Origin of the sequence: Arthrobacter sp. 2MCAF14 (assembly GCF_052115645.1) — a bacterium.
In the GTDB taxonomy this organism is placed as follows: Bacteria; Actinomycetota; Actinomycetes; order Actinomycetales; family Micrococcaceae; genus Arthrobacter.
Genome location: NZ_JBFRHB010000009.1, coordinates 30234 through 44229, shown reverse-complemented (window position 1 = coordinate 44229; position 13996 = coordinate 30234). Strand labels below are relative to the sequence as shown.

Here is a 13996-nt window from a genome sequence, read left to right as displayed (position 1 = left end):
CCCCAGATCACAGCAACAAGATACGATGTGTACGATAGTTCCCCGAAATTAGTTACGGAGTGTCATGTCCCTACTCCTTGCCGACGCTTTCGAACACGAGAGCCTGAGAGCGGCGGAACCAGTCCTGCGAACGGATGTGCCTGGGGCACTGTCCCGGCAGCTCCGCTGGGTCCATTCGAGCGAAGTGCTGGACATTGCTCCGCTGCTGCGGGGCGGCGAGCTGCTTCTGAGCGGCGGGCAGGCTCTCGCCACTGCTTCGGACGAGCGGCGGGTGGACTACGTCCGCCAACTGGCGGCCCGCGGCATCACCGCTTTGGCCATCGAGACGGGTCCCGAGCTGCCCGCGATACCGGAGTCCATGCTCGACGCCGGCCAGGTGGCCGGGCTTCCCATCATCGAGTTGTGCAAAGTGGCCCCCTTCGTGGGCATCATGCAAGCCATCAACTCGCGGCTGGTCAGCGAATCGGTGGCGCAATTGCAGTTCGGCGACGAAACGAGCCATGCCATGGCGGCGGAACTCGCGCACGGAGGCGGACTGGATCAGCTCCTTGCCGTGCTGGCGGGCCGGACGGGTTCCAGCGCGAGGCTCGTCTCGCCGTCGGGCATCACTTTGGGAAGCGCGACGGCGGCCGTCCAGCCCGAGTCCTGCACCGTCACCACCGTCGAGGTGCCCGTCCGCGGCGTGCTGGCGGCCCGCCTGGAGTTGGAAGTGCCCGACGACGGCGACGCCAACCTTGCGCGGGTGGCCGGCGAGCGGTGCGTCGATATCCTCGGCTTGGCGTTGCTGCAACGCATGCCACCCGGGCTCAAGGAACTTGCGGGAATCGAGCTCATGCGGGCCATCAGTTCGGGCACCCAGTCATGGAGACTCCAGCAACTGGGGCCGGCTTCAGGGTTTCCCGCCAGCGGTCCGGTCGCCGCCGTCGTCGTGCGTTCCCCGGCGGCGGGACAGCTCCGGACACGGCTCGACGGCATCCTGGACGACGCGGTTCCGCAAAGTGCGAGCTACGCGGACAACGCCGAACTGATCGCCTTGGCCGCAATCCCCCACGCCACGGCAGTGGCTTCGCGCATCGCGCTCATCCAAGCGCTTGGGGCCTTGGATGTCCCCGACGGCTCGGTCATAGCCGTCGGTCCACTGGCGCAGGGAATCGGCGAGGCGCCATGGTCGCTGGCAGAAGCACGCCGGACGCTTGAACTCATCCCTGGAACCGGGCCGGGAGCGGGGTCCGAAACCCGGAACGGTGTGGTCGATGCCGAGGACTTCGCGGTCGAGCGCCTGGCGGGAGCGAGCCTCGACGCGGCCGCCCGCGAGGTATTCGTGCGGCGGCAGCTCGGCGCCGTCGTCGAGCATGACGAGCAGCGGCGCTCGGAGCTGATGCGGACCTTGGCGGTATGGCTGGATTCCGGGTGCAATACCGCTCAGTCGGCGCGGGAACTGCACTTGGAAAGGCAGTCGATGCACCACCGGCTCCAGCGGATTTTCGAGTTGTGCGGCGGGGATCCCCGGGGGACGGGCCGGCTTGCCGCCCTTCACTTGGCAACCCGCCTGGCCCGGCTTTAGGTGGCCAGCCCGATCATGCCCTGTTCGGCTTGATCCCGGGGTGCTTCACTGGAAGCTACGACGGCGGCCGTGTCGCCTTTCGCCGCCAGGGGAGGTACTCGAATGCGCAAGATCATCCTGATGATGTCGGTCTCTTTGGACGGATTCTTCGAGACGATCGATCGGGACATCAGCTGGGGCCTCGTCGACGACGAACTCCTCGGCTTCTTGAACGGGGAGTTCCGAGGGATGGGGGCCTTCATGTTCGGGCGCATTACTTACGATGTGATGGCCGATTACTGGAACACGGCCGCGCCCGATCCGGACATCTCGACCCCCATGTTCGAGTTCGCCGGGATCTGGCGCGAGATGCCTAAGTTCGTGTTTTCGCGGACCCTCACGCAGGCAGGCTCGAACACCACGGTGATTCACGACGTCGTGCCTGAACAGATCGCGGAACTGAAGGCGCAACCCGGCGGCGACATCGTCCTGAGCGGCGCCAATCTGGCTTCCGCGTTAATGCGGCACGGCTTGATCGACGAATTCCGAATTCGCGTAAATCCCGTGGTCTTGGGGCGGGGCCGGCCGCTGTTCGAGGACCCTGGTGTCCGGATGGACCTCAGGCTCGAGGGGACGCGCACCTTCGGCAATGGTGTGGTTTTGCTCCGCTACTCACGAAACAGCGCCTGAACGGCCCACCGTTGGGTGGGCCGTTCGGACACTACTTGAGCACCACGGTCCTGCTGCCTTGCAGGATCACGCGCCCTTCGCAATGCCAGCGGACAGCGTTGCTCAGTGCTTTGCACTCGGTATCGCGCCCGGCCGCGACCAGGTCGTCCGGACCGAAGGTGTGGTCCACTTCCACCACCTGCTGGGCGATGATCGGCCCTTCGTCCAATTCGCCGTTGACGTAGTGCGCGGTGGCACCCACGGTCTTGACGCCCCGCGCGTATGCCTGGTGGTACGGCTTGGCACCTTTGAAGCTGGGGAGGAACGAATGGTGGATGTTGATGGCGCGGCCGTCGAGCTTGCGGGCAAGATCGTCGCTGAGGACCTGCATGTAGCGGGCCAGGACCACGAGTTCGACATCCAGGCGATCGATGAGGTCAAGGAGTTGACCCTCTGCCGCCGTCTTGGTGTCCGGGGTGACCGGCACGTGGAAGAACGGAATGCCGTGCCATTCGACCGTGCGCCTGTGGTCCGGGTGGTTGGAGACTACCCCGACGATGTCGATGGGAAGTTCGCCGATGCGCGCCCGGAACAGAAGGTCGTTGAGGCAGTGCTCGAACTTCGAGACCATGATCAACACCCGCCGCTTGGCACCGTGGCGTTGCAGCTGCCAGCGCATGCCGAACTTTTCGGCAACAGGAGCGAAGGATTCCCGCAGCGAGTCGATGGTCGACTGATCCCCATCCGATGCGAAGTGGATCCGCATGAAGAAATGGTGATCCAGTTGGGAGTCGAATTGCTTATTGTCGATGATGTCGCAGCCGTGTTCCAGGAGGAAGCCGGAGACAGCGTGCACGATCCCCCGCGTTTCCGGGCAATCGAGCGTCAGGACATGCTCAACCGTGGTCTCGCCGCGCGTCGAAGCAGCGGTTTCATTTTGTGTGACAGTCATGGCTAGCACTCCACTACGTTGACGGCGAGGCCTCCGCGGGAGGTCTCCTTGTACTTGCTTTTCATGTCCGCTCCTGTCTCTCGCATGGTTTTGATGGCTTTATCAAGGGACACTTTGTGGCTGCCGTCGCCGTGCAGTGCAAGGCGGGCGGCGTTGATGGCCTTCACGCTGGCGATGGCGTTGCGTTCGATGCACGGAATCTGCACCAGCCCGCCTACGGGATCGCACGTGAGGCCGAGATTGTGTTCGATGCCTACTTCCGCGGCGTTCTCCACTTGCTCGGGAGTGCCGCCGAGGACCTCGCACAGACCGGCGGCCGCCATCGAACAGGCGGAGCCCACTTCACCCTGGCAGCCGACTTCTGCACCGGAAATGGACGCATTGATCTTGAACAGGATCCCGACGGCGGCCGCCGCGAGCAGGAAGCGGACCACGCCGTCGTCGTCGGCTCCCTGCACGAATTTCGTGTAGTAGTGCAGCACCGCCGGCACAATGCCGGCTGCCCCGTTGGTGGGTGCCGTGACGATGCGGCCGCCCGCGGCGTTTTCCTCGTTCACGGCAAGCGCGAACAGGTTCACCCATTCCATGGCGAGCAGCGGGTCTGCCGAGCTTGAGCCCTGCAGACCGGCGTCGGTGGCCCTGAGCGTCTTGAACAACGACGGCGCCCGTCGCCTCACGTTCAAGCCTCCCGGCAGGATTCCTTCCGCGGCGCAGCCGTTGTCCACGCATTCGCGCATGACGGCCCAGATCTGCAGCAGCCGCTCGCGAAGCTCGGCCTCGCTGCGCCACACGAGCTCATTGGCTAGCATGACATCGGAAATGGACATGTCCTCCCGTGCGCAAATCGCCAGGAGCTCGTCCGCAGTGCTGAAGGGATAAGGCAGCACAGTGCTGTCGGCGACTACTTTGTCGCTTCCGGACGCATCGCCGTCCACCACGAAGCCGCCGCCGATCGAATAGTAGCTGCGTTCGCTGAGCACTGTGCCGGCATGGTCGAGGGCCCGGAAAGTCATCCCGTTGGGGTGGGCAGGCAGGGATTTGCGTCGGTGCAGGAGCACGTCTTGATCCCAGTTGAAGTCCACGCGGTGGTGTCCGGCGATCCGCAATTCGGCGTCCAGCGCGGCCGCCGCAACCTGGTCGTCGGCAGTGGAGGTGTCCACTGTTTCCGGCGATTGACCCTGCAGTCCCAGCACCACGGCTTTATCCGAGCCGTGGCCGCGGCCAGTGGCGCCCAGCGAGCCGAAGAGCTCTGCCTGGACGCGCACCGTTGCCGCGAGTTGCCCGGAGGATTCCAGGCCGTCGGTGAACTGCTTTGCCGCCCGCATCGGGCCGACCGTGTGCGACGACGACGGCCCGATGCCAATGGAAAACAGGTCAAGAACGCTCAGTGCCATCAGGGGACCTCAGGAGAGGCGTATTCCCTCATACCGTCAAGCAACCAGCGGCCCAGGAAGTCGGCGAACGACGCCCTCGGGAAGATCCGGAAACTGTCCTCGCCGGTCTTGAACAGCATGGCGGGGATGTTGCCGATTTCCGTGGCCAGGGCCGTTCCGGTGCTGAAGGCGCGGGGGTGCAGGTCCAGCGAACAACCCTTCTCAAGGACGTCTCGCGCCCGGATCCCGGACAGCTCGAAGGTGGTGCGGTTGGCGGACAAGTCCACCACTTGCCCAGGGTCGTCGCCCAAGGCCTCCACAAGGGCGCGGACAAGGTCTCCGCCCAGGGAATCGTGGGCCGATTCCGGTGCGACCACCAGGAATTCTTCCGGCCCAAGCCACAGGGTGGTGGCCCTCTCATCCCCGCCGATCTCACCGCAGGCCGCCGGCAGGCCGCCAGCCACGGACGCGAGGCGGGCTCCGGCGTCGGAATTCCTGTCAACCCGGATCCCCACCATGGTTTGGAACGGGATTTCCTTCAACGCCACGGTTCCGGCCACGGAACCGGACTCGAAGGTCGGTGCCAGGTGCGACGCCGGGCTGCGGCGTGCGGCACGGAGCGTCTCGGGGTTTGCGGGTGTTGCTGTTTCAGCCATCTTTACGGGTCCCTTCAGCGTCGAAAAGTACGGTTTCTCCCACAACGACGTCCAGCAACTGGTCGCCGACGGAGGCCACCAAGGTCTCGCCGATGCGGTTGCGGCCGTTGGTGATCAGTGCCAGGCCGAAGGAACGGCCCAAAGCGGCACTGTGGTAGCTCGAAGTCACGAAGCCCTGCATCGGCACGGGGCCGTAAGCCGGGTTGACCGGAATTCCCTTTTCCACGAGCTGTGTGCCTTCCGGAAGACGGAACGAACCGTCTGCCGGCAGGACGCTGACCAGGTGCTTGCGGTCAGTGCGGACCGCGTCCTCGCGGCTGTAGGAACGCTTGCCGATGAAGTCCTTTGCCTTGGAAACGATCCATTCCATCCCGGCGTCCTGCGGGGTGACGGTGCCGTCCGTGTCCTGCCCGACGATCGGGTAGCCCTTCTCGGCACGAAGCACGTGCATGGTCTCGGTGCCGTACGGGGTGATGTTGAACTCGGCCCCTGCCGCAGCAACGGCTTCCCAGGTGTTGAGCCCGTACCAGGACGGAACATTGATTTCGTAGGCAAGCTCACCGGAGAACGAAATCCGGCAAACCCGTGCCTGAACTCCGGAGGCCAGCGTGGTCTCGCGGAACGTCATGAACGGGAACGCTCCGGCGTCCAACCCGCCGTCGGCCGCCAGTTGCGGGGCGACCTTGGCGATCACGGCGCGGGACTTGGGTCCGACGACGGCAATCGTCGTCCACTGTTCAGTCACCGACGTGCATACTACGTCGAGTTCCGGCCACTCGGTCTGGTGCCACTCCTCGAGCCAGTCAAGGACCTTGGCGGCGCCGCCGGTGGTGGTGGTCATGAAGTAGCGGCCCTCGTCGAGGCGCAGGGTCACGCCGTCGTCGAAGATCATGCCGTCCGGGGTGCACATGACCCCGTAGCGGGCCGATCCGGGGGCGAGCTTCTTGAAGGCGTTGGTGTAGATGCGGTTCAGGAACTCCCCGGCATCCTTGCCACGGATCTCGATCTTTCCCAAGGTGGTGGCGTCCATGAAGCCCACCGACTCGCGGACTGCGGCGCATTCGCGGAGCACGGCGGCGTCCATGTCTTCGCCCGCTTGCGGGTAGTACCAGGGACGCTTCCACTGGCCGACGTCCTCGAAGAGCGCTCCCTGGGCAACGTGCCAGGGGTGGATGGAGGTGACGCGGGCGGGATCGAACAGCTCGCCGCGCTGGCGTCCCGCCAAGGCTGCGAAGGCCACGGGCGTGAACGGTGCCCGGTAGGTCGTGGTTCCGATGTCACCGATGCCGCGGGATGCTTCGCCAGCCTGCTTGAGGGCCGCCGCGATCACGCCGATGGCGTTGACGCCGGACGTCTTACCCTGGTCGTTGGCGGTGCTGATGGAGGTGTACCGCTTGATGTGTTCCACCGAGCGCATTCCGGCCCCGGTGGAACGGAGCACGTCAGCCACGGACTGGTCGCGCTGGAAGTCGACGAAGTGGTGGTGCCACTCCCCCGCGTTTCCGCTCTGGCCCGGCACCAGCCACAACTGGCGGGTGGGGGCGGAGGCAACCGGCGCCTTGATCTCGGCGGGCACCGTCTGGGAGCTGAACCCCGCGGCGATGGCGGCCGCGGCACCCGCGGATACGCCTTCGCCGAGGCAGTCCGCGAGCTCGTAGATTCCGCGTCCGGCGCCGACCACGTGCTGGTCCTTGACGACGGAGCTCGGCACAAAGCCTGCCAGGTCATCGTCCCAACGCAACTTGCCTTGGCGCTGGCTGTGGAGGTGGACCACCGGACTCCAGCCACCGGAAACCGCCAGCAGATCGCAAGCGATCCGTTCGACGCCCGAGGTGACTTCGCCGTCGTCGTTGAGGCTGCGGATGGTGACGCCGTCGAGCCGGCCGTTCTCTCCCGCGCCGGAGGTATCGGCGACGGCGCTGCCGACGAGGACGCGGATGCCGCTTTCGATGGCGGCTGCCGCTTTGTCGCTAAGCTTCGGGCGGGCGTCGACGACGGCGGCGACCTTGACACCAGCGGCGAGCAGATCCGCGGCCAATAGGTAGGCCGAATCGTTGGTGGTGCCGATGACGACCCTCCGCCCGGCAGCGACTGCGTAGCGGTTGAGGTAGCTCCGGACCGCCGAGGCCAGCATGATGCCGGGACGGTCGTTGTTCTCGAAGACGAGCGGACGCTCGTGTGCGCCGGGGGCGAGGACCACCTGCTTGGCACGGATGTGCCAAATACGCTGGCGGGAGACGCCGTCCGCGGCCGGGCTGCCGAGGTGGTCCGTACGGTTCTGTGCCGCGATCACATAGTTCGCGTCGTAGGAGCCGAAGGCCGTGGTGCGGTTGAGGACGGTGCATTCGGCGGCGGAGACGAGCTCGGCCTCAACGTCGGCGATCCATTCCAGCGCCACTTTGCCTTCGATCGTCTCAGCGAGTTCCGGTGCAGTAGAACCGGAAAGCAGCGAGCCGCCGAGTTCGGGCTGGTCGTCGATCAGGATGACCCGGGCGCCGGTGCGGACGGCTTCACGGGCTGCCGCGAGGCCGGAAACGCCGCCGCCAACCACCAGGACTTCGGTGTGGACGTATTTCTTGTCGTACTCGGCACGGTCCTCGTTGGGGTCGAGCTTGCCAAGGCCGTTCAGGAACTCAACGCTGAGCCCGTCCACGAGGGACACGGTGGTCGCGGGAAGCATCGACTCGGCGACATGGCCGGGAAAGCGGGCAGCCACCTTGACCAGGGCGTTGGATTCTTCCACGCCGGCGGACATGATGCCGCGGGCCCGGTCCTCATAGAGCGAGTTGCCGACGTTGATGCGGCCGCTGGCCAGCAATGCTGAAGCAACGGTGTCTCCGGGATGCCCGGTGTATTCCTGGCCGTCCACGGTGAACCGCCAGGAGATGCTGCGGTCGATGCGGCCGCCGGTGGCGAGGCGGGCGTTCTGCGGGGTCACTTCGTGGCTCCTTCCGGAGTGGTGGCTGCTCGGGTGTTCACATCGGGGCGCGGTTCGCCCATTTTGTAGATGGCCTGGATGTCGTAGCTGACGGTGTCGCGGAGCATGTTGAACCATTGGCGGCAACCGGTGCTGTGCACCCAGCGTTCGGCGAAGGCGCCTTTCGTGTTGTCGCGGTAGAACAAGTACTCGGCCCACTGGCGGTCCGTCAGCGCGTCCGGGTTTTCCGGGTAGGCAACGTGGGCCTGGCCGCCGTAGTGGAATTCGGTTTCGTCTCGTGGCCCGCAATTGGGGCAGCTGATGAGCAGCATGGTTGGTCTCCTAAAGGGCTGCGGCTAGTGGGCGACGGCGGCGGCGCCGTGTTCGTCGATCAGGGCACCGGTCTCGAAGCGTTCCAGCGCAAAAGGCTTGTTGAGCTCGTGCGGAGTACCCGTGGCGATGGTGTGGGCGAACGTCAGGCCGGCAGCGGGCGTGCCCTTGAAGCCACCCGTTCCCCAGCCACAGTTGACGAACATGTTCTCCACCGGCGAGAGTCCGACGATCGGCGACGCATCCATGGTGGTGTCCACGATTCCGCCCCAGGTCCGGAGCACGTGGGCCCGGGCGAAGATCGGGAAAAGTTCGACGGCGGCGGCCATCTGGTGCTCGATCACGTGGAAGGAGCCCCGCTGGCCATAGCCGTTATAGGAGTCCACGCCCGCGCCCATGACCAGTTCGCCCTTGTGTGCCTGGGAAACGTAGACGTGCACGTGGTTGGACATGACCACCGTGGGGTGGACGGGTTCATGCAGTTCGGACACCAACGCCTGGAGGGGGTGCGACTGGATCGGGAGGCGGAATCCTGCCATTTCGGCGAGGACCGAGCTGTGGCCGGCCGCGGCGAGGCCAACTTTTTCGGTGTGGATGGTTCCTTGGTTGGTCTTGACGCCCACCACGCGGTTGCCGTCCTTGAGGAAGCCTGTCACTTCACAGTTCTGGATGATGTCCACGCCGAGCTCGTCGCACTTGCGGGCGAAGGCCCACGCGACGTGGTCGTGCTTCGCGATGCCTGCACGGGGCTGGTACGTGGCGCCCATGACCGGGTAGCGGATGTTGTCGCTGATGTTCAGGATGGGGCAGAGTTCCTTGACTTGCTGCGGGTCCAGCCATTCGGCGTCCACCCCGTTGAGCTTGTTCGCGCCGACGCGGCGGACGCTTTCGCGGACGTCGCCCAGGGTGTGGGCGAGGTTCATGACGCCCCGCTGGCTGAAGAGGAAGTCGTATTCAAGTTCCTCGGGCAGGATCTCCCAGAGCTTCAGGGCGTGCTCGTAGATAGCAGCGCTCTCGTCCCAGAGGTAGTTGGAACGGATGATCGTGGTGTTTCGGGCCATGTTGCCGCCGGCCAGCCAGCCTTTTTCCAAGACGGCGATGTTGGTCATTCCGTGGTTCTTGGCGAGGAAGTATGCGGTGGCGAGGCCGTGGCCGCCACCGCCCACGATCACGGCGTCGTAGGAAGCCTTGGGCTCCGGGTTACGCCACAGGAAATCCGGGTGTTCGGGGAGTTGGTCTGCGCTCACTGGGCTGCTCCAATCATTTCTGCCTCAAGTTCGGTCGCAGCGGCGTCGTTGCCGCTGCCACTCTGGGAAAGATGCGCGTAAAGCGGGAATTGTTCGGCGAGCGCGGTAACCCTCGCACGGAGTTCGACGGCGGTGTGGTCACCTAGAGTGCCGTCGCTTGCTGCGGCGATCAACGCCGTCGCGATGATGTCCGCGACCTCCGCGAATTCCTTGGCGCCGAAGCCGCGGGCGGCTAGTGCCGGAGTGCCGATCCGGAGTCCCGAGGAAACCATCGGCGGACGCGGGTCGAACGGGACGGCGTTGCGGTTCACGGTGATGCCGATGCGGTGCAAGGTGTCCTCGGCTTGCTGTCCGTCCAGTTCCGAGTGGCGCAGGTCAACGAGGACGAGGTGGACGTCGGTGCCTCCGTTGACCACCGAGATCCCTGCTGCGGCCACGTCTTCCTTCAAGAGCCGTTCGGCAAGGAGCTTGGCGCCTTCCAGCACCCGCACCTGGCGTTCCTGGAATTCGGGCTCTGCTGCCATCTTGAACGCGACCGCCTTGGCCGCGATCACGTGCTCCAGTGGGCCGCCCTGCTGGCCGGGGAAGACTGCGCTGTTGATCTTGCGTGCGTATTGTTCCTTCGACAGGATCACTCCGCCGCGCGGACCGCCGAGAGTCTTGTGGGTCGTGGTGGTCACGACGTCGGCATACGGGACGGGGTTGGGGTGCAGTCCCGCGGCGACGAGGCCGGCGAAGTGGGCCATGTCCACCATGAGGTAGGCGCCCACGAGGTCGGCGATGCGGCGGAATTCGGCGAAATCCAAGTGGCGCGAGTACGCGGACCAGCCGGCAACGATCAGCTTCGGGCGGTGTTCCAGGGCCAGGGCTTCGACTTCCGCCATATCCACCCGGAGATCGGATTCACTGACGTGGTACGGGATGACGTTGTACAGCTTGCCGGAGAAGTTAATGCGCATGCCGTGGGTCAGGTGGCCGCCGTGTGCGAGGTCGAGGCCCATGATGGTGTCCCCCGGCTCGAGGAGCGCGAACATGGCTGCGGCATTGGCCTGGGCGCCGGAGTGCGGCTGGACATTTGCGGCTTCGGCGCCGAAGAGAGCCTTGACGCGGTCGATGGCCAGCTGCTCGATGACGTCGACGTGCTCGCAGCCGCCGTAGTAGCGCTTGCCCGGGTAGCCTTCCGCGTACTTGTTGGTCAGGACCGAGCCCTGTGCCTGCATGACGGCTGCAGGGGCGAAGTTTTCGGAGGCGATCATTTCCAGCGTGGACTGCTGGCGGATGAGTTCCTGGGCGATCGCCTGTTCAACCTCCGGGTCCGCCTGGGCGAGCGGGCGGATCAGCGGTTCAACCATCATGGTCTCCTTTTGAGATACTTATATTTACTGACTAATCAGCAACTGATATATTAGAACTGTTGCCATAGTATGTTGGAGATCACACAACCGTCAACAGCCCGGCAGCAACTGATCCGCCAGACTTGGAATTGTGACAAACGGGAGAGGGCACATGAGCACTGCACTGGAGGCACTGGACACAGGCACACAGGGAACGTCCTTGGCGGAAAACGCCTACCTGCTCCTGCGCGACCGGCTCATCATGCTGGACATCAAACCCGGCGACCCCATCAACGACGGTCAGATTGCCGCGGAACTCGGCATCGGACGGACGCCCGTGCGCGAGGCCATCAAGCGGCTCGAAAGCGACCACCTCGTGGTGTCGTATCCCCGCCGCGGAACCTTCGCCACCGGCGTCGACATCACCCAATTGGCGGATGTGTCCGAAATCCGGGAACTGCTTGAGCCCTTGGCCTCGCGGCGCGCTGCCCGCATGGCCAGCCCCAAGCTGCGGGAGGAACTGCGCGAGGTCGCGGCAGCCATAAGCGGCCTGGAAGCGCACGACGCCGGGCAGCAGGAACTCATGCGCTACGACATCCAGGTGCACCGGCTCATCTACAAGGCCGCGGCCAACCCGCACCTCGAGGACGTGCTGATCCGCTACGACAACCTGGCAACACGCATCTGGTGCCACATGCTGGACAAGATGCCTTCAGTGACGGGCCACGTCGCAGAGCACGCTGAGTTGCTCACCGCAATCGCCGACGGCGATGAGGACAGGGCGGCTGCGCTCGCCCTGCACCACGTGGTGAGTTTCGAAGAAACGATCCGCAAGGTGCTCTAGGTTCGAGGACCTCAGGCGTCATCTCTTCCAGTGCCTAGGCCACTTCAGGTTCAACAGCAGCAATCCCAGTAAGAGCGAGTCAACTGCGATTATTCCCGACATGAAGTAAGCCCAACCGATGTTCATGGCTCGATCACCACCAGCCGGCGGCCCGAGGTGCGAGGTTGCATCAGAACACACATACCAATCTCCTGACCCGGATCCCCCAGTCAATCGATAGTCCACCAAGTGTGGCACGACGGCGCCCAAGAAGGAACGGCTTGAGGCGATCGACGGCGGCCCGCACCGAAGGAATTAACAACGACGGCGACGTGTCCTTTTCGGGGCGTGTCGCCGTCGTGCGCGCCTGAGAGCGTTGAACAGCGGGAGCTACACTTTCGAGACCTCGCCGCCGTGGGGGCCAATTGTTCCTGTCTGCAGGCTCAGGAGCGTCAAGAAGATGACCATTCCGAACAGCACAACGGCCGTGGCCATGGTAACGGTGCGGTTCCGACTCGGCGTTTCTCTGGCTGCAAGAAAGAGGGCAGATCCTGACAGGACAGCAGAGATAGCTGTGAACGGATAGAGCGGCAAAATCAACAAGATGGCCGCTCCCAGCAGGAAAAATCTGGAGAGCGCAACGCCTGAGCGCTTCCTTACCAAGGGCTGCATGATTGGTCATCTCCTTTTTGACCATTGCCGTGACCTATGATCCGCACGCAGGGGCGAGGCGACGACACGTCCCAACCCCCGACACCGAGTTCTTTAACGCGCGACGGGGGCCTTCATCGCAAACGCTAACAAGGGAAAACTGCACTGAGTGGTCTTCCGAATCAAAATGAGTGGCGAATCGCCCATATTTGAGTGGTAGCGAGGAGAAGCACATAGAACCCTGAGCGTGAGGGCGTGATCAAGACACCCGAGGAAATCCTCGCCAAAGCCAAACCAAAAACAACTTCAAACATGGGCCAGTAGGTTCGAGGTGGGGCGAAGGAATGCGGGCAGGCTGGCCAGTTCGGTATCCCTGTCGCGCCGGATCGCGTCTTGACCCCGATATGGAGTTTGTGATGGCCCGCGTGGTTGACATGGTTGCTGCCCCATGGTTCATTGCGAAGGCGGCCAGTGCGGGGGACGATGCTTTGCTGCGCAATCGCAGTCAGGCCATAAGGGACGCGTGTCAGCTGTTTTAAATCGAGGGGTTTGCGGATGCCGAGAATGAAGTGGCGATTTCCTGTTTTGCTAGTTGGCGCCGCCCTTTCGTTGATTCTGGTCCTCTTGGTCCTTCGCTGGATAACCCATGGACCCGGGAACCTAACGGACAATGATTTTAGGCCTCCGCCTTTCGTTCCCGGCTCCCCTGCTGGTTCGGCGAGCCGCTAGTCTCGAAGCGCTGCGTCAGCCGGGGGTGAGGACGCAGAATTCGTTGCCCTCCGTGTCGGCGAGGCATACCCATGGCACGTCGCCCTGGCCGACGTTGGCGTCCGTGGCGCCCAGGGCCCGCAGCCGGGCCACCTCTGCCGCTTGATCATCGCCGCGGTACGGTCTCAGGTCGAGATGTACACGGCCACACGCGGAATTCGCGGCGGGTGTCCGGACGAACTCCAGATACGGCCCAACACCCTTGGCCGAACGCAGCCGCGCAAGATCGTCGCGCACCTCGTGCAGGGTCCAGTCCATCGCCCCGCTCCAGAACCGGGCCATGGCCCGCGGATCCGCACAATTGACCACCACCGCTGCGATCGGCCCGGTGTCCCGGTAGATCGGCCGAGGCTCCAGCACACAGAACAGGTTGCCCTCCGGGTCGGCCAGGACCGTCCACGGCACATCGCCTTGGCCAATGTCGGCGGGCGTCGCGCCGAGCTTCAACAGGCGCGCCACAAGCTCCGCTTGATGGGCCTCAGAGGTCGTGGCGAGGTCGAGGTGGGCGCGGTACCTCACCGTTTCGGGGTCCGGGACCGTGACGACGTCGACGCAGACGGCAACGGGGTCCGGCCCGATGAAGCCGACGGGTTCAACATTGCTCACACCGGGTCCTTCGCTGGAAATATCCCAGCCAAGGACCTCCCCCCAAAACCTGCCGAGGGCCGAGTCATCCCGGGCCTTGAAATTCACTTGAACAAGTCGCAGTGCCATATCGACCGATCCTATATCC

The 13996-nt window shown here is 64.4% G+C and carries 11 protein-coding genes and 1 pseudogene; 3 read left to right on the top strand and 9 right to left on the bottom strand.

Features of this window, described 5'->3' with window-relative positions; translation table 11 throughout:
- Window positions 1-64 precede the first annotated feature (64 nt).
- Together AB4074_RS08780 and AB4074_RS08775 are read left to right on the top strand one after the other, a co-directional pair.
- Window positions 65-1564 carry a PucR family transcriptional regulator gene (locus tag AB4074_RS08780; RefSeq protein WP_441413042.1) on the top strand — a complete coding sequence of 500 codons (1500 nt, stop codon included), beginning with the start codon at window positions 65-67 and terminating at the stop codon, window positions 1562-1564.
- Between the two features lie 102 nt (window positions 1565-1666).
- Complete coding sequence (locus tag AB4074_RS08775; protein WP_441413041.1) at window positions 1667-2233, top strand: dihydrofolate reductase family protein; 567 nt, start codon at window positions 1667-1669, stop codon at window positions 2231-2233.
- A gap of 31 nt (window positions 2234-2264) precedes the next feature.
- On the opposite strand, the gene purU is transcribed toward AB4074_RS08775, so the two are convergent.
- The 7 genes and pseudogenes from purU to glyA form a co-directional block, all read right to left on the bottom strand.
- A complete protein-coding gene (purU, locus tag AB4074_RS08770) occupies window positions 2265-3164 on the bottom strand; it encodes a formyltetrahydrofolate deformylase (protein ID WP_441413040.1) in 900 nt (299 codons plus the stop codon).
- A gap of 2 nt (window positions 3165-3166) precedes the next feature.
- Window positions 3167-4558, bottom strand: coding sequence for an L-serine ammonia-lyase (locus AB4074_RS08765; RefSeq protein ID WP_441413039.1), 1392 nt, complete (start codon window positions 4556-4558; stop codon window positions 3167-3169).
- Window positions 4558-5193: a sarcosine oxidase subunit gamma gene (locus AB4074_RS08760; protein ID WP_441413038.1), complete on the bottom strand. Its 636-nt coding sequence runs from the start codon at window positions 5191-5193 to the stop codon at window positions 4558-4560. The genes AB4074_RS08765 and AB4074_RS08760 overlap by 1 nt, the downstream gene beginning before the upstream one ends.
- Complete coding sequence (locus tag AB4074_RS08755; protein ID WP_441413037.1) at window positions 5186-8131, bottom strand: 2Fe-2S iron-sulfur cluster-binding protein; 2946 nt, start codon at window positions 8129-8131, stop codon at window positions 5186-5188. The genes AB4074_RS08760 and AB4074_RS08755 overlap by 8 nt, the downstream gene beginning before the upstream one ends.
- A gap of 38 nt (window positions 8132-8169) precedes the next feature.
- A pseudogene (locus AB4074_RS08750) lies at window positions 8170-8442 on the bottom strand (sarcosine oxidase subunit delta); the annotation flags it as partial.
- Between the two features lie 24 nt (window positions 8443-8466).
- On the bottom strand, window positions 8467-9687 hold the full coding sequence (locus tag AB4074_RS08745) for a sarcosine oxidase subunit beta family protein (RefSeq protein WP_345447871.1): 1221 nt from the start codon (window positions 9685-9687) through the stop codon (window positions 8467-8469).
- Complete coding sequence (gene glyA, locus AB4074_RS08740) at window positions 9684-11039, bottom strand: serine hydroxymethyltransferase (RefSeq protein ID WP_345447872.1); 1356 nt, start codon at window positions 11037-11039, stop codon at window positions 9684-9686. Before glyA ends, AB4074_RS08745 begins: the two co-directional genes overlap by 4 nt.
- A gap of 154 nt (window positions 11040-11193) precedes the next feature.
- On the opposite strand from glyA, the gene AB4074_RS08735 reads away from it, so the two are divergent.
- Window positions 11194-11865: a GntR family transcriptional regulator gene (locus AB4074_RS08735; protein ID WP_236815841.1), complete on the top strand. Its 672-nt coding sequence runs from the start codon at window positions 11194-11196 to the stop codon at window positions 11863-11865.
- 369 nt (window positions 11866-12234) lie between these two features.
- Here the strand turns inward: AB4074_RS08735 and AB4074_RS08730 are convergent, their stop codons facing one another.
- Both AB4074_RS08730 and AB4074_RS08725 read right to left on the bottom strand, forming a co-directional pair.
- Window positions 12235-12516, bottom strand: coding sequence for a hypothetical protein (locus tag AB4074_RS08730; protein WP_441413036.1), 282 nt, complete (start codon window positions 12514-12516; stop codon window positions 12235-12237).
- Between the two features lie 723 nt (window positions 12517-13239).
- On the bottom strand, window positions 13240-13977 hold the full coding sequence (locus AB4074_RS08725; RefSeq protein ID WP_441413035.1) for a VOC family protein: 738 nt from the start codon (window positions 13975-13977) through the stop codon (window positions 13240-13242).
- Window positions 13978-13996: the final 19 nt, after the last annotated feature.